This is a genomic window from Arthrobacter sp. KNU40, from assembly GCF_051515115.1.
In the GTDB taxonomy this organism is placed as follows: domain Bacteria; phylum Actinomycetota; class Actinomycetes; order Actinomycetales; family Micrococcaceae; genus Arthrobacter.
The window spans coordinates 1,826,764-1,845,113 of the sequence record NZ_CP195850.1; the positions used below are offsets into that span (position 1 = coordinate 1,826,764).

The window sequence follows — 18,350 nt, forward strand, 5'->3', positions numbered from 1 at the left end:
TGGTGCCGCTTGGCGACGTCTGTTCACATTGGTGCGGGTGAGTCCGTAGAGGTGTATGGCGCAGGGTCCGTGGGTGTGTCGGATTGTTGCGGTAGTGCACGTGGGTCTGTGTCCTGATCAGAGGATCCTTCAGGGGACGCCAGGTTTGGTTCTGTTTGGAAGGTATGAGTGATTCTGATGGACGTGATGTTCGAGCGCGTTGTCGGGGTGGACATCGGCAAGAAGTCGGTGACTGTGTGCGTGCGCACCCCAGGGCCGGGCGGTGGTCGTCAGGGCGAGACGCGCACGTTGCGGACGATGACGCGCTCGCTAGAGCTGATGAGGGACTGGCTGGTAGGGCAGGGCGCCACGCTGGCGGCGTTGGAGTCGACCAGCACCTACTGGAAGCCGGTGTCCTACGCCTTGGAATAGCGGATGGAGTGCTGGCTTCTCAACGCCGCCCACATGAAGGCTGTCCCGGGCCGCAAAACCGTCCTCAAGGACGCTGAGTGGATTGCCCAGCTCCTGGAGCGTGGCCTGCTGCGACCCTCGTTCGTGCCCTCTCCGCCGATCCGCCGTCTGCCCCTGCTGCCGCGTTACCGGGTGCAGCTGATGGGAGATCGGAGCAGGGATGCCGGACGGCTGGAGAAGATGCTCGAAGATGCCAGCATCAAGATCTCTTCGGTTGCTTCGTCCGTGACCACCGTTTCCGCACGTGCCATGCTCGCGGCGTTGATCGCCGGGAAGGTCGACCGGAGGTCTTGGCACAACCGGCCAAGAGAAAAATGCGGTCCACGATCCCGACCTGATCGAGGCGTTGACGGGCCACTTCGATGCCGATCACGCCGGCTCGCCACAGCGATGCTGGGTCGTATGGACCGGGTTGAGGCCGCCTTGGCGGCCCTTGATCAGGCCATTGTGGACGCCTCGCGCCCGTGGGCCCATCAGATCGAGTTGCTGCAGAAGATCCCGGGTGTGGGGCTCAAAACCGCGCAGGTCACAATCTCCGAAACGGGAGCAGGGATGACCCGGTTCCCGTCGGCGGGGCATTTGGCAGCCGGGGAAGGTGTCGCGCCGGCGATCCACGAGTCAGCCGGCGCAGGACCCCGGCGCAAGGCACGGAAACAAGTGGCTCACCTCGGCACTGGTCGAGACCTACCTCGGGGCGCAACAAGACCGCATCGCTTCCCGCCGCGGCGCCTGATGGGCACAGATCGCGGGCGCCCACTCAATCCTCGATAGCGCCTACTAAATGCTCGACCACGACGAGCCCTACCGCGACCTCGGACCGGAGTGGCTGCAGCGCCGTCACGAGCAGGCCCGGACCCGACAGCTGGTCGCCCAACTCGAACGGCTCGGACACACCGTCGTCATCGACCGGCCGCGTGCGTTCCAGGCCCACCTATTGCCCGGAGCGACACCTCCGGTGGGTCATCTACGCCCTGCTCGGGTTATTCGCGGGTCCGTGAAGCCGTTGAAGGCCAATCAACTTGACGAGCGGCGCCGGTAGGTCGACACCGAGTGTGGACACGATGCAGTCGGCCAAAATCCTAGGGGTGGCGGACGGAACTGAGGACATCGGCGGTGTCGGCGAGCGTCGCTTCGGAGGCCTTGACAACACAATCCGGCAGCTACGGAGGACGCGCCTGACCGGGCAGCAATCTGGTATGGGCTAATGCTCATTTGGAGCAGACGTGACGCGTATCACGGAATAGGCTGACGACGTATTAAGTCTTTCGGGGGTTCGCGGTGCCAAACAACTCGTCGGTCGTTAGACCAGCACACGCGTTAGCGATTGGTCTTACGGTTCGACGCACTTCAAACGGAAAGAGCAAACTTATGAGTACTCCGACAGTAGCATGGAGGAAGCGACTCCTCCCAGTTGCTGCCACGCTTCTTCTTGCTGGCACGCTGGCCGCGTGCGGCTCGAGTGGTGGAAACGGCTCCAGTTCTGCCGGAAAGAGCAATGACCCCCCTTGGTGCGGGACCAAGCCCATTACGGTCGGATATGCGGCTGGACTCGGCGGCAACGCGTGGGTCGACACGTCGGTCGCTGTTTACAAGAACGAGGCAGCCAAGTGCTCCAATATCACTCGAGTGTTGGACACAAATGCGAACGCAGACCCACAGGCTGCGATTTCACAGTTCAATAGCCTCGTTGCACAGGGCGCCACCGCAGTGGTGGTGCTCAATGGAACGGGCCAGGCGCTCGTGCCGGCGGTGAAGAGCGCATCGGCCCGCGGAGTCGCGGTTGGAATCGACATGTCGGGATTTGCCCCAGACGCTAACGCGGGGTACTGCTGTGGCCTCATTTGGGACACAAAGGCGGCTGGGCGCTCCTACGCAACCTGGATGGCAAAGGCCCTCAAGGGCAAGGGGCGCGTCATTGTACTTGGCGGCGCAGCCGGGCAGCCCTCGTTTGACGCCATGTGGGATGGCGTCAAGGAGGTCTTCGCTAACTACCCGGACATCAAGCTCGTGCCCGACCACTGGGTGGCGACCAGCGAGGCTCAAGGACAAGCGCAGCAGGCTGTCGCGGCGCAGCTGGCTAACGGCCCGATCGACGGTGTCATTACCGACTACGCTGACACGGCCATCGGCGCCATGCAGGCATTCCAAGCGTCTGGTGTGCCGATCCCGCCCATTGCAACTAACGAGCAGAATCGTCTCGGATGCGAATGGGAAACGCTGCACAAGTCGAATCCGAACTTCGAACTGTATGCGGCCAGCAGCCTGGTCGAGGCGGCCGCTCAAACCCTCCACATGGCGGTCGAGCAGGCCCAAGGCATTAAGAGTTACTCGGGCGACACCGCCTATGACTCGAAGCCGTTCTGGGACAGCTTGAGCGCCGATAAGAAGCCGGCGTGCGACCAGTCGTATCCACAACAGGCTTTCATGTCGGGTGGGATCGACGCGGCCACGGCAAAGAAGATCCTGGGCAACTAGTCAAGTCCGAGACCTGAAGAACTGATCGACTAATCGAACGCCCCGCGCTGCGAGTGACCAAAATGGCTTGCGGTGAGTAACGGCGGACTTGGCAGAGTCGCTAGGCGCGGGGCGTTCGGACAGAGCTGGGAAGGGACCATGAGTACTCCTGCATCAACTTCTAACTTCGAAACAACCACTCCGCCAGATGGAGAAACGAGAACTGGGCCCAATGCGCCGGCCCTAGCGCTGCAGGACGTTGCCAAGACGTACGGGGCGGTTCACGCACTCACCGGGGTTTCATTCGAGGTATTCCCGGGGGAGGTGCACGCCCTGGTTGGCGAGAATGGGGCGGGCAAGTCCACTCTGGTCGGAATCGCTTCCGGTGCCCTACCTCCGACCCACGGATCGGTTGCGGTCGGTGGTCAAGTCGTCTCCCCGCTGACGCCGCGAAGTGTGGCCGACCTGGGAGTTGCGGTCGTGCGTCAGATCCCGAATCTACTTCCAGACCTGACAGTTGCGCAGAACATGTATCTGGCAAAGGGCGACGCTAGCCCTTACTTCAACAACCAGCAGACCAGGCGCCTGTGTGCTGATCTACTCGATCCTTGGGGCATGGGGATCGACCCCGACGCCCGCGTGGATCAACTCTCCATGCAGCAACGTTTCGTTGTCGAAATCGCGAAGGCGCTCGCAAGTAAGCCCAGAGTTCTCCTGCTTGACGAGCCCACGGAGCATCTAAACAAGGCAGAAATCACTCGCCTTTTCTCCGAAATTCGCGCACTCCGCGACTCCGGCGTCGGCGTTGTCTACATCTCGCATCGCCTCGGCGAGGTGCGCGAAATTAGTGACCGCGTTACGGTCCTTCGGGATGGTGCGGCCAGAGCTGCCGGACCGATCGATGCCTTTTCGAACGAGCGCATGATCGACCTGATGGCTGGGCGCAGCCTTTCACTCGTAATGCCGCAGAAGCGCTCCGAGACAGTGTTCGCCGGACAGGGGCCGGTGCTTGAGGTAAACACCCTCACAGCTCCTGGCTGCGACGACATTTCCTTGCGGGTTCTTCCCGGAGAGATTCTCGGACTTGCAGGCATCGCGGGCAGCGGCCAAGATGCTATCCTCCGAGCGCTGGCTGGATTGACCAGGGCATCAGGGGAAGTTCGGGTAAACGACCGACCCTTCGGTCTAGGATCCCCCGTCCGCGCCCGCAGCGCGGGCATCAGCTACATCCCTTCAGACCGGGCGACAGAGGGTCTGCTGCTCCCCCTTAGCATTCAAGACAATCTCGCGCTCGGGGATCTGGGCCAGGTGTCCGTTGCGGGCGTTGTTCGGGATGTCGAGGTCGAAAAGCAAGCACGGGCAGACGTCGAGCGATTTGCTGTACGAACTCCGTCGCCGCGCACCGTAGTGGGTGACCTCTCCGGCGGCAACCAGCAGAAGGTTGTGTTCGCCCGGACGATCCGACCAAACCCGAAGGTTTTGCTGGCCGACGAGCCAACCCAAGGCGTTGACGCCAAGACGAGGTCTGACCTGTATCACGTCTTGCGTGAGCGCGCCGCGCGGGGGGACGCAGTGGTCGTTGTTGCGTCAGATGCGCTTGAGATCGCGGGTCTCTGCGACCGCGTCCTCATCATTTCGCGCGGTCAGATTGAGAAGGAACTGCAGGGCCCAGACGTTACCGAACAAGCGATCACGTCCGCAACCGTTCTTTCGGCGACAACGAAGGTTCGCGTCGAAGAGGGACGCAGATCGTGGTTGTCTCGTGTGCTCAGGGCCGACTACGGGCCAACCTTGGCTTTGCTGATAGCGATCCTTGCGCTGGCGGCATACACACAGAGCCAAAATTCAGCCTTCCTGTCGGGTGCCAGCCTCATGAACATGATGGCGCTTGCAGCTCCATTGATGTTGGTCGCCATCGGCCAAGCAGCCGCACTGATGGCGGGTGCGTTCGATCTCTCGATCGGCCCAAGCTGTGCAGTTGCACTCGTTGTCGGTTCGTTCATCTTAAGTGGCAGTCCCTCGCCCGGACAAATGGTGATTGGATTCTTGGCCATGGCGGCGTCGGCGCTCGTTGTCGGGCTCGTCAACAGCACGCTTATTCTCGGGTTCAAGATGAACGCGTTTGTGGCGACACTGGTGACCTACGTAGGGCTGCAGGGACTGGGCAATCTGCTGCGACCCTCGCCTGATGGCTACTTCGGCGGAACGCTTATCACGGCGCTGAGCGCAACTGTTGGGTTCATCCCGGTTTCATTTGCGGTCCTTGTTCTAGTGGTCGCGGTAGCGGAGCTCGTGCTCCGGCGAACACGCAGCGGGCTGTCATTGCTGGCCTCCGGATCCGACGCCAGCGTCGCCGATCGGATTGGCCTGCGTCGAAACCGCAGGCTCGTCGCGGCGTTCATGATCGCGGCGGTTACCGCCTTCGGGACAAGCGTTTTACTTGTGTCGCAGATCGGTGTTGGAGACCCGAATGTCGGTACGAACTACACGCTCGCGTCGGTGGCGGCGGCGGTAGTGGGCGGGACAAGTGTTTTCGGAGGGCGGGGGTCCTTTGTCGGCGCTTCGCTTGGCGCTGTGCTGTTGGTTGAAATCACTGCTGCAGCCGCCTTCCTGCAGCTGAGCCCGGCCTGGCAACTGGCTTTTCAAGGCCTGCTTATTGTCGCCGGGGCCAGCATGTATGCGCGCACTCGGGGAAATGGAGGCAGAGCGTGAATGCCACAACGAATAGGCCGTCTAGGGGTTATGTGTGGGCTCATCGGCTCCTTGGCGATCGCGCAGGTGCGTTCGCGCCGATCTGGGTGGCGACTGGAGCTCTCTTCCTTGTGTCTGCTGTGTTCGCGGGTTCGAGTCTCAGCCAGATCTCGCTCCTGACGATGCTTCCGTATGCCGCAATTCTCGCCGTTGCTGGGCTTGGACAAACCCTTGTGATCCAGCAGCGGGGGATTGATATGAGTGTGCCAGCCGGGATCTCCCTGGCGGCCGCCATTGTCGGGAATTACACCAGCGCCAGCGGTCTAGGCCTTGCTGGCGTCGTCGCGCTTGCAGTGTTGGCCGGTGCTGGTGTCGGGCTAATCAACGCGCTCGTGATCTTCAAGCTAAATGTGACACCGCTGATTGCGACGCTTGCCGTGAGTACCGTCGTTCAGGGGTACACGCTCGCATATAGTCACGGACGGGCCGGAACGGCGCCGCCTGAATTCCACAATTTCGCTATTGGCACAACGTTCGGTGTTCCGCACCTGTTCGTTATCGCGACCGTGATCACGGCTATCGTCGCCTGGGTTGTGCGACGAACTATGGTCGGCAGGCGGCTAGTGGCCGTCGGGTCCGGGGCTGGTGCCGCCACCGTTATCGGAATCCGAGTCCGTCGGTACCAGTTTGGTGCCTACGTGATCGCTGGCGCGCTCTCCGGCGTATGTGGCGTCATGGTCGCTGGCTATCTCTCGAGCCCCGCCGTGTTTGTCGGAAACGACTACATGATGGCTTCGGTGGCCGCAGGTGTCCTGGGTGGAACGCTGTTGTCCGGAGGAATTGCGAGCTTCCTGTCCACATCAGTGGCAGCGATCTTCTTGAGCCAGATCAACATGCTGCTCCAGAACCGCGGCGCGCCTTTCTCGGTGCAATTGATGGTCCAGGCGGCCGCCATCGCCGTCGCGATTGGCGCAAAGTCCCTGCTCGGCGGGGTTCCTTGGCGGAAGATCGCAAGGCGGCAGGGCACATCGCCTCCTGCGGGTACGCTCGAACAGGATGGGGCGGCCGAAGACACGCACGACGTGTCCATCCTTAAAGACGCGGCGGTCGGTGGGTCAACTGCCGAGACCGTGTCATCTGCAAGGACTGAACGAGTTGACCCGACAGGCGAGTTGCATCAGCGCGGCTCCGACATAGGTTGAGGATGCAGAACCTTCCCGGACAAGGGCAACGGAAAGGTTCTGCACCAACTGGCCTTGGGTCAGCCAGCCTAGGCGGCGATCGCAACGGTTGCAACGCATTCGGCGGCCGTTGTCTTGCCGAGCCGCGGCAGCAGGTTGCCGCGCCGCGCTGAAGCATGAAGTCGACCCCAGTGTTGCAGCACGAGTCCTCGTTCAACCGGAAATTCCCAGGAGGAGTCACACAATGTCCGTAGGAGTCGGAGTTATCGGAACCGGAGTTATCGGTCGCGACCATGCGCTACGAATCAAGCAGCTGGTGGCAGGCGCAGACGTCGTCGCGCTCAACAGCCGGACTGCCGAGGCCGCCAATCGTTTGGCACTCGAAGTCGGTGGCGACATCAGGGTCCACGCGACCGCAACTGATCTGATCGCGGATCGGGATGTCGATGCCGTCGTCGTAAGCTCGCCAGGCGAGACGCATGCTGAGTTTGTGATGGAAGCGATTTCTGCGGGCAAGCCGGTTTTCTGTGAAAAGCCGCTCGCGAACGATGCGAGAGACTGCCGCGCGATCGTCAATGCTGAAGTTGCTGGCGGCGTTCGGCTAGTCCATGTTGGCTTCGTGCGTCGGTACGACACCGCGTACACCGAGTTGAAGGGCATCGTCAGCAGCGGGGCGATCGGTGAGCCTCTGTTGTGCTACTCCGCTCATCGGAATCCGATCACTCCTGTGGGCTGGGCAGGTGAGATGGCGGTTGTGGACTCCGCGCCTCACGATTTCGACATCGTCCGTTGGCTGCTCGGTGTCGACTTTTCGAGCGTTCAAGCTTTCGAGGGCAAGCCCAACTCGTATGCCAAGGGGCTTCGGGATCCACTCACGATGGTGCTTCGCACGACCGGCGGCCACACGGTTCACGTCGAGACCTCCATGAACCTCGGCTATGGATACGACATCCGTGGCGAGGTCGTTGGAGAACGCGGCGTCGCCGCACTTGGAGAGACAGGCCTTGCCACGTGCCGCTCGGTTGGCCGTACTGGTCCGGCGATTCCCACGGACTGGCGCGCGCGTTTCTCGGACGCTTTCGACACCCAGATCCGTGCGTGGCTGGCTACAGTCATTGATCGCCGCGAACCGGATGGACCTAGCGCCTGGGACGGATACATGGCTCAGGTCGTCAGCGAAGCGGCAGTCGCTTCGGTTCGATCCGGCGCACAGATTTCCATCGACCCGTTTGAGCGACCCGCCATCTATGGGTGATCCGCACGCCAGGTCCTTGTGTGGTGTCTGTCTCGCGCGGTTCGACAATGTGCTCGGCGCAGCCCTGTCACCATCTGGACGTGCAAAATGAAAGGAGGACCCGATGCCACTTGACAGGCAAGTCGCTCGGTTGTTGCAGGCCATGGCGGTCCCGGGGGCGCGTCCCCTCACTGACATGACCGTTCGGGAAGCGCGCCTCGACGCGAGTCAGTACATCGCCCTACAGGGGGATCCGGAGCCGGTAGCCAAGGTTTCATACATCTTCATTCCCGGACCGACAGCGGATCTGCCCGCACGGGTCTACTACCCGGATGGCAAAGCGCCGTTTCCCACGCTGATCTACTTCCACGGAAGCGGGTTTGTCATTGGCAATATCGGGGTCTGCGACGCAACATCGAGGTCGCTCGCGAACCGGTCTGGTTGCGCAGTGGTTGCTGTCAACTATCAGAAGGCGCCTGAGCGGCCCTTTCCGGCGGCGATAGACGACGCTTTCGCCGCAACGAAATGGGTTGCTGCCAATGCGGAAGCACTGGATCTCGATCCCCGGCGTATTGGAGTAGTGGGTGACTCGGCGGGCGGAAACCTCGCTGCTGCCGTATCGTTGCGCGCGCGGAACGAAGGCGGCCCGCCGCTCGCGTGCCAGGTACTGATCTATCCCGTCACCGACAATGACATCGACACTGAGTCCTACCGGTCATATGCTCAGGGTTATCTGCTCGAACGCGCCAGCATGCAATGGTTCCTTGACCACTACTTCGCTGACCCCGCCGATCGAGAGAAGCCGTACGCCGCGCCACTGAGGGAGGCAGATCACCGCAATCTTCCGCCCGCTCTGGTTGTTACAGCCGAATACGACCCGCTCCGGACCGAGGGGACTATGTATGCGGCCAAGCTCTTGGATGCCGGCGTTGACACGACACTCTGGGACTGGCCTGGCGTGGTTCACGGGTTCTTCTGGATGCAAGGGGTGCTCGATGCCTCAAAACGGCTACATGATGAGATCGGCATGTGGGTCAGGAACAAGATCTGAAGCGCAGCCCATGAGTGCTGGCCGTCGGTGACACAGGTTAGCCATCTCGATGCCCACGACGAATATTCGAAATCGTCGCGACGGTACAGTGCGGACTGTCGCGCATTCCGCCAAATCCGCGGGTTCGCGCCTAACAAGATGGCGAGCTGTGCTGCTGCAGCGCGTACTTTCGACCTCGGGGCTGCGATCCGCGGGCCGAATGCGCTGTCTTCTGCTGCCGGATACCGTATTCCGCAACAGCGAGTGATTCAGCGCCCGACAATGCAAACAAGAAGCTCATCGATGAATCCAAACCGCGTTTGCTTGTGACACCCAGGTTGGAGACATGGAACTGCAATGGTCTCGCCCCTCGCAGTGGCTCGCGTCGGAAATCGCATTGAAACATCTGGCCGGGCGGCCGGGAAATGTCTGGACTTTCCAGAACTACTGGAAGACGAAAACGTCCAGGCGTTTGAAAACGTAGAGAGCGCTCAGGTCGAAGCTGGTGCATTATGGCGCCATGAGATTCACGTGAAAACTTACCAGGTCTTGTGGCAGGGTTTCATCGGAGACGCCCACAGCGCAACGGTGGTCGAACGGTTTGCAGTCGGGACCGCTCCGAGCTAAGTCGACCGCGGTCCGGGGAGTGCAGGAGTCGTCTTTGCGGCGTCAGGGTTGCCAGGTGCGATCAGGGGTTGGGAACTGTGCGCGGGCTGTTCACTGTATGCGGCGCCGGCGGAGGCCTTGGCGGACGTGCCAGGTCAGGCAGGCGGCGGGCATGCAGCCACGACGTCTCCGGCATCCATTAGGGCGCTGGGATGGTGGTCTGGATGCCGTGGATCCGGTCGAGGGCCTCATCCGTGGCGCTCACCAGTTCGCCGCGTATGGCTCGCCCGCTGGCGAGGGTGGCGTTGCAGCAGCGATGAGGCATTCGCCCGGGCAGCCGGGAAGGGCGGTCTCGGCCAAGTTGTGCTCGGCGAACAGGGACAACTGCAGGGTCCGTCGCTTGCGGCCAGGGCCTTGATGGTCGGCAAGGGTTCGGAGAGGACTTGCGGCCTGTCGCTTCGGCCTTTACGCGTCCAATGTCCGGTAAGCACGTTAACTCCAACGGCGAAAGCGACACGTCGATAGTCGAGCGTTCCTGCCAGGCTTCGGTGTCGGCCCTTCTGCTCAAGTTTTTGCTTTACGGTAACGCGCGTCCGGGTTCCCATCGCGCTTTGCTGGGATAGGCCGAAGGACGACATGGGAGCGGCGGACCGCAACGTCGGCCGAGCACGCATGTCCGTGCGCACAGCTGCCGAGCCATTTACTTGGGTTGGGGCAGATTTCCGCGATCTCTCACGCCCGGGAGTGATATCTTCCTCTTAGGAGGTTCCCTCCGGAACGATTCGTCAGGAGGCGAAGGATCAAAGATGCTCGTTCCCCGGCTCCATCTCTCCGATGATTTCCTGCCGTTCGCTGGCTTGATCGCACAATATGGGAGGACAGTAACGATAGAGAAGAGCACCGTGCTTCGTGACGCAAACGGTGCGAATCGCTATGCGTATTTCATCCGAGAGGGTGTCGCTCGCCTGTCCTACATCAACGAGGAAGGTACCGAAGGAACGCTTTTTTTCTTTGGGAAGGGTTCTATCTACCCGATCAACGTCCGAAAAGAAGTGCTCACGATGGAGAAGTACCTCCAATTGGTGAGTGTGACTGATCTGAGCGTCATCAAGTTTCCCGGCGATCGCATTCTTGATCTCTGCGCTGCATCCACCGAGTTCTATCTGGCGGTCATCAACCACTACGTTCGTTATGTTAATATCCTCCTCACCAAGCAACTGTTGAGCTCTTACAACGACTCCTTACAGCTCGTGAGCGCATTGCTCCTCCTTTACGTGAATGAAGAGCCACATCGCGATCGTTTAGTCGATCTCTCTCAAGAGCAGATTGCCCAAGTCACAGGTCTGTCGAGGACCCAAGTGACCAGGGTCCTCGCCATTCTAAGAACAGACGGAGTCATCGAGACGCATCGGGGCCGACTGCGCATTCTAGACCTTGATGCTTTGGAGAATCGCTACACGCGGACGGGCACGCTGCTCCGACCCTGAGAGCTCAGTCGGGGCCATCCCGTAGGTGGCATCTGCAGACGACTTAGGCGGTGACGCTGGGAGCGTCAGACCCGGAGCTGAGACACCCGGTCCGCGACGAGCTTCTGCGTCAAATCGAGTAGAAGCCCGCCGCGAGTGGAGATTCGATCCGTCACCAATGGCGAATTCGACGGGGGTATTCCAGAGCAAAGCGCCGCGCCGAAACTCTGGCGTGAGCGGCGGCCGTCGCCCATCAACTCGGGGAAGTTCCTCCAGCGATCGTGGTGAAAATCCGTGTTGGACACTAGGCGAGGAACAAGACCGTCCGCGATGTCGATAACGAAGCGGTTGGAAGCGCTCTGGCGCCTGGGACTCCTTTGCCTCGACGAGTGTACGGGTATGAGGGTGTGGCCTGCGCAGACCGCCACGTCTCCATCCTGCTCACGGCGGACTGCCCATTCAAGGCAGGAGCCAAGACGGTGGCCACCGTTCCAATCCCATTCCGCTGGAAGGAGCATCAGTCGCCCCAGCGGGCTGGTATCTCTCAGCGTTGACGACATCGCCCATGCTTCGCGGGGACCGGCGCCCCCGGGGTGAACCGGACGACGGCGCCCCCATCGGCGATCTGTATCCTTTCAGGGACGAGTTGCCGTTGCGGGGTCCGGTCACTTGCCATCGGTGAGGACAGCTATGCGCCGAGACCACGCGCTGGTTGTGGCCGCATCGAGGAGGAATTCGGCGACGTCGGCCCGCGAGATGCGGGGCAGCCCAGGCAATCGGTCCAACTGTGCTAAGTCGATCGCTTGGAACGCACCCGATCGGGGCTTGTTCGTGAGCAGGACCGGGTAGGCGAGGGTCCAGTCGAGGTCGGAGGCAGTGAGGACCTTCTCGCCGGCCGCCTTGTCGGCGTAGATTGCGCTTCCCCCCGATTTGTACATGAGCCGGGCGAGTAATGAGGCCTTTTGCAGCGATACCCCGACGCCGAACGCCGACATGATCACCACTCGGCGCGTGCCGGTGCGCTCGGCGGCAGCCACGATCGTGCGCAGAGCGTTGGCGCTGAAATCGTTCGGAGCCGCGCTACTCAGGCCGAGCGTTGAGACCACTGCATCCACGCCACGCATCGCCTCCACCATCTCATCGGCGTTATGGACGTTGCCTGCGATTGTGGTCAGGCGCTCCCTTGGGGCCAGTTTGTAGGGGCTGCGGACGTAGGCGATCACGTCGTGGCCCGCGCTCAGGGCCGCGCCCAGGAATAGGGACCCAGTAGTTCCCGTCGCGCCGAGTACTAGGAATTTCATCGCGGTAGTCTCCCGTATTTGTGAGCCCCCTCTTAGGGCTGCTTACAAAACAATAGTACTTCTTTTACGTAAGTACGATCTTCAATCTACCATTGTGATATGAGCAGAGGGACAGTGCGCGTCGACGGGATGAGTGTGTTCGATCCAGCGTGTACCTCCCGGGCGGTCCTGGAGCATGCAACCGGACGCTGGGGGGCCCTGACTCTCGCGGCCCTGGTCGATGAACCACTGCGGTTCTCTGAAGTCCGGCGCGCGGTGAACGGGGTCTCGGATCGAATGTTGTCCCAGACCCTGCAGCGTCTAGAAGTCGACGGGCTGGTGACACGTACGTCGCACTCGACGATCCCGCCTTGGGTGGACTATGACCTCACCGATCTGGGGCGACCAATCGCCGCGCGAATCTGCGACCTCATCGAGACGATCTACGATCAATTGCCCGCCATCGTGACCCATCAGCGTTTGTTGGCCTCTGGGCGGTTGTCTCCTAAATCCGCTAGTGATCCTAGGGGAGATGCTGGATGAGAGTGCCGTACTTCTGGTTTGACTGATGGGAGTGGGCCTGGTTTGAGTCGTTGTCGTCCTCCTCTGCCGGTCGCGGGCGTCCCCTCCGTCACGATTGAAGGGTTGCGGGGGCATCATTTTCCGATACCGACACCGATACCGACGCGAGATCGCGTGACGTGACGTGCCGGTCAAGGTTGGTTTGTGGCAGCGATTTGGAAGCGGCACCGCCGCTACGGCGGGAACAGCGCATACGACGAGCTCTTTGCCAACCTGCTTTCGATGGCCGGCGCCCGGGGCGAAATGGACGGCGTGAACCTTCTCCGCGCCACGCGGCCCCGTCCACTTAAATGAGTATGTCTGCTGAACTCACCGATCATGACACTGGCCGTTCCCCGTGGGTGTCTATGCACAAAAAGCCTAGCCCTATCGATGGTCAGGGCGACCCCTGGTGCTGCTGGTCGCCCTTGGCCAGGGCGGAGAGGCACCCATGTTCCCGCATCTGATGGACCATCTGATGGTCAACCGGTCCGGTCCGGGCAGGCCACGGAACTGCCCGGACCGTTTGTGCGGAGTCGAGGCCCATTCCTCGTCTACGCTAACCATCGCTGGGCGGTCAGCGGCGGGACCGTCCTTCGATGTGCCCAATCCATGGGCAATTCCTGGCCAACGAAACTGCTCTTGAACACGAAACGGCTCCCCGGAGGTCAGAACAGAATTCCTGTCAGTCCAACTTTTAGGGGGAGCAGCTCTCCTACGCAGCGCCTTTGCTATCACCCGTGGGATTGTCTTCAAGTGGCTATCAAAGCTGAGCGGGCCAAGGCTGACCCGGACATTTCATCAAGCACTTCGGTTGATGTCTCGTAGGTGCTGCAACGGCTGTGATGCCCGTCTAGTTCCCTAGACCCCGGGCTCAGCTAACCAAGGTAGGCTATGTCCCTCTTCTGGCACCGCTCGGATCGGAAGCCCCAAAGGAGAGCCCGCGGTGGAGCCGCCGTCGACCAGGATCGAAGCGCCGGTGACGAAGCTTGCATCGTCGGATGCGAGGAAGGCCGCCGCAGCCGCGACCTCCTCAGGCCTACCAAACCGGTGCATCGGGGTGAGCATAGCTACCACGGATCTGGAAGCATATCCTGGGCGGGCCGTATCAGGTCGCGTCATGCCCGTCTCTGTGGTGCCAGGCGCCACGTCATTTACCCTGATTCCGTAATCAGCAAGATCCAGGGCCAACGCCTTGGTCAGCGAATGAACCCCGCCCTTGCTGGCCATATATGGTGCTCGCATGTGCGCTGTCGTAAATGCTCCCGTCGAGCTCACGTTGACTATCGAGCCGCCGCCGCTGCCTGCCATATGTTCACCCATGTACCGGCAGTAGTTCCAGACGCCCGTGAGATTGACGCCAATTATATTGCTCCAATCGTCATCATTGAATTCGAAGACGTTCTTGTAGTTATTGATGCCGGCATTGCAGACAAGCACATGGATCTGTCCGAAATGGGAAACAGTCTCGGCGATCGCCGTTCTAGCATTCTGCGGGTCGGCAACGTCTGCCTGATACGCCTGGGCGTGCCCACCTGCTGCGATAATCTCATCCACGACATTCTTCGCGTTCTGGGCGTTGTTATCATGAACGGCAACTTGGGCGCCTTCCGACGCGAGTCTGAGCGCTATGGCACGGCCTATCCCGTGACCTCCACCGGTAACAACTGCATTCTTATTGACGAATCTCATTTTGACCAAACCTCTCAGAAAACGTGCGTAATCAGCTCGCGTCGAGCTCAGTACGCACCTTGTTGTGATAGCTGACATCGATTAGAGCGCTCTCGGATCCAAACGAATGAACGAGAAAGCACAGATTAGTGTGGCCCTTTTTCTGAACGCGCTCAGGGCCGGGATCTGCTTAAAATACGGGCCGAAGCGCCGTTCCCGAATCGTTCGGCTGCCTGTTGCAACCGCGTTCGCGGAATGCGATGTACGCTCAGAGCCGCTGCCGCGATGAATCAGACTCATGGATCAGAAGCATGTCCAACCGGATCCAAGTTGCTGACATCACGTCAAATGGCCGCTGGGGAAATCCGCTAAACGGCGTAGCCGTACTGAACCGGCCATTGTGGTTCTACGTCCAGCGCTGCAGCTGCATTGAGGGGCCATTGCGGATTTCTGAGCAGTTCCCGGCCGATCAGAACGGCATCAGCTTGGCCATCGGCAACAATTTCGTTCGCGTGATCGAATTCGGTGATCTTGCCTACGGCCCCGGTGGCAATGCCGGAGCGCCGACGAATCTCAGCAGCGAACGGCACCTGATAACCAGGCGCAATGTCTATTTTCGCGTCGGGCGCGATTCCGCCGCTGGAGACGTCCAGGAGATCGACTCCGTGTTCTACGAGGACCTTTGCAAGCATTACCGTGTCGTCAACCGTCCAGCCCTCACGGTCGTCCTCGGGGTTTTCGCTGAGCCAGTCCGTGGCAGACACTCTAAAAAACAGAGGGAGGTTTCTTGGCCAGACTTCTCGCACTGCGTCCACTACTTCCACAGCGAGCCGAATGCGGTTCTCAAATGAACCTCCGTATTCGTCGTCTCGCGTGTTGGAGTGCGCAGACATGAACTCGTGCAATAGGTAACCGTGCGCGCCGTGAACTTCGAGAACCTTAAATCCCGCCTCGGCAGCAAGGGCTGCGGAGGAAGCGAAATCCCTGACGACGCCTTGGATTCCTTCGATGCTCAGAGCCTCCGGTGCCGCCAGCCTGCCGAAGGCGGTGTCTGTTGGGCCGACCGTCTGCCATCCGCCATCCGTCGCGGCGACAGTGCGTGTTGAGCCGCCGCCCGCCATGAACCGGCCACCTTGCCAAGGCCTGGTTGTCGATGCTTTGCGTCCGGCATGACCGATCTGGATAGCAGGAACAGAGCCCTGTTCGATAATGAAAGACGTTATGCCTGCCAGCGAATCCCGTTGCCGGGTATTCCACAAGCCCAGATCCCAAGGCGTGATGCGACCTTCCGGGCTTACCGACGTAGATTCAGTGAAGATCAGCCCGGCTCCGCCAGATGCGCGGGCACCCAAGTGGACGTTATGCCATGCGTTCGCGGTGCCCATGTCGGATCCCGACGGCTCAGCAGAATATTGGCACATCGGCGACATCCAGATGCGATTTGGGATACTAACCTCGCGAATCTTCATTGGTTCGAATAATTTGGACATGACATCTCCTCGTCTAATTCAGGGTCAGGTGATACTGGATAAAAGGTATACAAAGTCGCCGAAACCAAAACGCACGCAGAAGCGATGGGTGCTGGAGCCGTTTACGCCTACCGGGCGCAGGCCGCAGCTGACCAAGGGGCAGATCCGCTGGTTCGCGGCGTCTTATTTGGCTTCCTAATGACCAGGGTCGAAAATGATAACTTGCCGGACGGCGCGACCTTCCGCGAGTGCATCCATCGCAGCGTTGATCTCGTCGAGTTTCACAGTGGATGAGATGAGAGCTTCTACTGGAAGGACTCCATCCCGCCATAGTTGAGCAAAAATAGGGATGTCACGTGACGGCACCGCTGACCCGAGGTAGCTGCCGGTAATCGTTCTTGCTTCTGCGGTGAGTACCAGTGGCGATATAGCCGACATTGCTCCCGGGGCCGGCAACCCCACCGTTATGGTCCTACCTCCGATGGCGGTGAGGGCCACAGCCGTTTCGAACGCTCGGGGATGCCCTGCTGCTTCGATGACGATCGGTGTCCTAATACCGGCGGCGGCAGCTTCCTCCGGAGTGTACACGGCTGATGCGCCTAGTTCCTTTGCTCGGACTAGCTTTTCAGGCAGCGCGTCAATGCCGATCACTTGCCCTTTGCCGAGCGAGACAGCAGTGATGAGAGCCGCCATTCCGACACCGCCGAGTCCAACCACAGTAACGGCTTCGCTCTCCTGTGGCTTTCCGGCATTGATGACTGCGCCACCCCCTGTCAGGACCGCGCATCCCAGTACGGCGGCAACGGCTGGTGGAATGTCGTCATCCACAGGAACAACTGAACGCCGGTCGACGACTGCGTGGGTCGCGAAACCTGAGACGCCAAGATGATGGAAGACCGGTTCACCCGCACGGCTCAGTCGCTCACCGCCTGTGAGCAGCCGGCCGGCATTGTTCGCATTTGTCCCGGGTATGCAGGGGAGCCGTCCGTCGGTGAGGCAGTGCTCGCACTGTCCGCACCGGGGCAGGAATGCCATGACAACGCGTTGCCCCGGTTCGATATCTGTTACGCCACTCCCTGTACTTTCGACAATGCCGGCGGCCTCGTGACCAAGGAGCATTGGCATTGGTCGCGGGCGATTGCCATCAATGACTGAGAGATCGGAGTGGCAGAGCCCAGCAGCCTCGATGCGCACAAGCAGTTCCCCTGGACCAGGAGGATCCAGCTCCAATTCGCTGATGGTGATCGGCCTCGAGCTGGCGAATGGGCGGCTGCGCCCCATCTCTTCGAGGACAGCTCCGGTGATTTTCATGGTGTCGTCTATGCCTTCCTGCTTGTGAGTGGCGCTGTTCCGATGAGCCGCCGGCGGTGAAACGGCGCCACCTCCTACCTTTGACGGCGGCGCTGCCGTCCTGATAGGCGCGCTCGTTTACTGTTGCGTCTGCGCCTTCAATGTCGCCTGGGGTTTGGAATCAAGCAGAATGCGGTGTGAGAGTCCTCCTCCAGACATGCCACCATCAACTGCGATCTCGGCACCTGTGGTGTATGCTGAGTCGTCCGAAAGCAGGAAGATTATTGTCCGCGCTAGCTCCTCCGGTTGCGCGGTTCGCCCTGCTGGTACTGTCCTCAGCATTGCTTCGATGAACGCGTTGTCATCGCCCTGCCACATCAGGGGAGTTTCAATAGTTCCTGGATGCAACGAGTTCACTCGGATGCCCTTGTCCGCCAGCTCAGCAGCGGCCGTCTTCGTCAGTCCTCTCACGCCCCACTTGGTTGCAGTGTATGTGGCGGAGACGTACCCCATCAGTCCGAAGACGGAGGAAATGTTAACAATCGAGGCTGAGCCGGCCATGGACAGTGCTGGTGCAAGATACTTCATCCCGTAAAAGACACCGGAGAGGTTGATTGCGAGCACGCTTTCCCAGACTTCCGGGCTCGTGTCCAAAATTCCAAGACGGCGGCTCACTCCCGCATTATTCACGAGGCCGTGCAGTGGCCCATCTTTTTCTACTTGTGCCGCAAGTTGACGCCACGAATCAGGATCTGCGACGTCCAGACGCACTGCTCGGCCGCGACCGCCGAGACTGTCGGCCTCGCTGGCAACCCGCTGCGCCGCCTCCAAATCGATATCCGCGACCCATACGGTCGCGCCCTGCGCGGCCAAAGCCAAGCTCGCGGCGCTGCCAATTCCTCCGGCCCCTCCAGTGACAACAACTGCCTTTTGGGCAAGGTCCGTGTACTGCGTAATGCTCATCTGT

The 18,350-nt window shown here is 60.7% G+C and carries 16 protein-coding genes; 10 read left to right on the forward strand and 6 right to left on the reverse strand.

What is annotated here, in order from left to right:
• The first annotated feature begins 168 nt into the window (after positions 1-168).
• Together ACSKT0_RS08580 and ACSKT0_RS08585 are read left to right on the forward strand one after the other, a co-directional pair.
• On the forward strand, positions 169-411 hold the full coding sequence (locus ACSKT0_RS08580) for a hypothetical protein (protein WP_437773341.1): 243 nt from the start codon (positions 169-171) through the stop codon (positions 409-411).
• Between the two features lie 3 nt (positions 412-414).
• The gene (locus ACSKT0_RS08585) at positions 415-1,221 is read left to right on the forward strand and encodes a transposase (protein ID WP_437773339.1); all 807 of its coding nucleotides are present in this window, start codon (positions 415-417) and stop codon (positions 1,219-1,221) included.
• On the opposite strand, the gene ACSKT0_RS08590 is transcribed toward ACSKT0_RS08585, so the two are convergent.
• A complete protein-coding gene (locus ACSKT0_RS08590; RefSeq protein ID WP_437773340.1) occupies positions 1,208-1,342 on the reverse strand; it encodes a hypothetical protein in 135 nt (44 codons plus the stop codon). The genes ACSKT0_RS08585 and ACSKT0_RS08590 overlap by 14 nt on opposite strands.
• A gap of 476 nt (positions 1,343-1,818) precedes the next feature.
• Here ACSKT0_RS08590 and ACSKT0_RS08595 point away from each other — a divergent pair, with 476 nt between their 5' ends.
• The 6 genes from ACSKT0_RS08595 (at position 1,819) to ACSKT0_RS08620 (ending at position 11,133) form a co-directional block, all read left to right on the forward strand.
• Complete coding sequence (locus tag ACSKT0_RS08595) at positions 1,819-2,925, forward strand: substrate-binding domain-containing protein (protein ID WP_437773342.1); 1,107 nt, start codon at positions 1,819-1,821, stop codon at positions 2,923-2,925.
• Positions 2,926-3,063: 138 nt separating this feature from the next.
• On the forward strand, positions 3,064-5,616 hold the full coding sequence (locus tag ACSKT0_RS08600) for an ATP-binding cassette domain-containing protein (protein WP_437773343.1): 2,553 nt from the start codon (positions 3,064-3,066) through the stop codon (positions 5,614-5,616).
• A 110-nt stretch (positions 5,617-5,726) separates the two neighbouring features.
• Positions 5,727-6,797 (forward strand): ABC transporter permease, encoded by a 1,071-nt coding sequence (locus tag ACSKT0_RS08605; protein ID WP_437773344.1) that lies wholly within the window; start codon positions 5,727-5,729, stop codon positions 6,795-6,797.
• 223 nt (positions 6,798-7,020) lie between these two features.
• Positions 7,021-8,031: a Gfo/Idh/MocA family protein gene (locus tag ACSKT0_RS08610; RefSeq protein ID WP_437773345.1), complete on the forward strand. Its 1,011-nt coding sequence runs from the start codon at positions 7,021-7,023 to the stop codon at positions 8,029-8,031.
• A gap of 103 nt (positions 8,032-8,134) precedes the next feature.
• Positions 8,135-9,061 (forward strand): alpha/beta hydrolase, encoded by a 927-nt coding sequence (locus ACSKT0_RS08615; protein WP_437773346.1) that lies wholly within the window; start codon positions 8,135-8,137, stop codon positions 9,059-9,061.
• A 1,391-nt stretch (positions 9,062-10,452) separates the two neighbouring features.
• Complete coding sequence (locus ACSKT0_RS08620) at positions 10,453-11,133, forward strand: Crp/Fnr family transcriptional regulator (RefSeq protein WP_437773347.1); 681 nt, start codon at positions 10,453-10,455, stop codon at positions 11,131-11,133.
• Positions 11,134-11,777: 644 nt separating this feature from the next.
• Here the strand turns inward: ACSKT0_RS08620 and ACSKT0_RS08625 are convergent.
• Entirely contained in the window at positions 11,778-12,413 is a 636-nt protein-coding gene (locus ACSKT0_RS08625; RefSeq protein ID WP_437773348.1) for an NAD(P)-dependent oxidoreductase, read from the reverse strand.
• 99 nt (positions 12,414-12,512) lie between these two features.
• Between ACSKT0_RS08625 and ACSKT0_RS08630 the strand changes: the two genes are divergently transcribed.
• A complete protein-coding gene (locus ACSKT0_RS08630; RefSeq protein WP_437773349.1) occupies positions 12,513-12,935 on the forward strand; it encodes a winged helix-turn-helix transcriptional regulator in 423 nt (140 codons plus the stop codon).
• A gap of 183 nt (positions 12,936-13,118) precedes the next feature.
• A complete protein-coding gene (locus tag ACSKT0_RS08635; protein WP_437773350.1) occupies positions 13,119-13,268 on the forward strand; it encodes a hypothetical protein in 150 nt (49 codons plus the stop codon).
• 546 nt (positions 13,269-13,814) lie between these two features.
• Here ACSKT0_RS08635 and ACSKT0_RS08640 read toward each other — a convergent pair.
• The 4 genes from ACSKT0_RS08640 to ACSKT0_RS08655 all read right to left on the reverse strand — a co-directional run bounded on the left by ACSKT0_RS08640 (position 13,815) and on the right by ACSKT0_RS08655 (position 18,346).
• Positions 13,815-14,645 carry an SDR family NAD(P)-dependent oxidoreductase gene (locus ACSKT0_RS08640; RefSeq protein WP_437773351.1) on the reverse strand — a complete coding sequence of 277 codons (831 nt, stop codon included), beginning with the start codon at positions 14,643-14,645 and terminating at the stop codon, positions 13,815-13,817.
• A 347-nt stretch (positions 14,646-14,992) separates the two neighbouring features.
• Positions 14,993-16,114 (reverse strand): NADH:flavin oxidoreductase/NADH oxidase, encoded by a 1,122-nt coding sequence (locus ACSKT0_RS08645; RefSeq protein WP_437773352.1) that lies wholly within the window; start codon positions 16,112-16,114, stop codon positions 14,993-14,995.
• Between the two features lie 174 nt (positions 16,115-16,288).
• Positions 16,289-17,404 (reverse strand): alcohol dehydrogenase catalytic domain-containing protein, encoded by a 1,116-nt coding sequence (locus tag ACSKT0_RS08650; RefSeq protein ID WP_437773353.1) that lies wholly within the window; start codon positions 17,402-17,404, stop codon positions 16,289-16,291.
• Positions 17,405-17,521: 117 nt separating this feature from the next.
• Positions 17,522-18,346, reverse strand: coding sequence for an SDR family NAD(P)-dependent oxidoreductase (locus ACSKT0_RS08655; protein WP_437773354.1), 825 nt, complete (start codon positions 18,344-18,346; stop codon positions 17,522-17,524).
• Between the last annotated feature and the right edge of the window lie 4 nt (positions 18,347-18,350).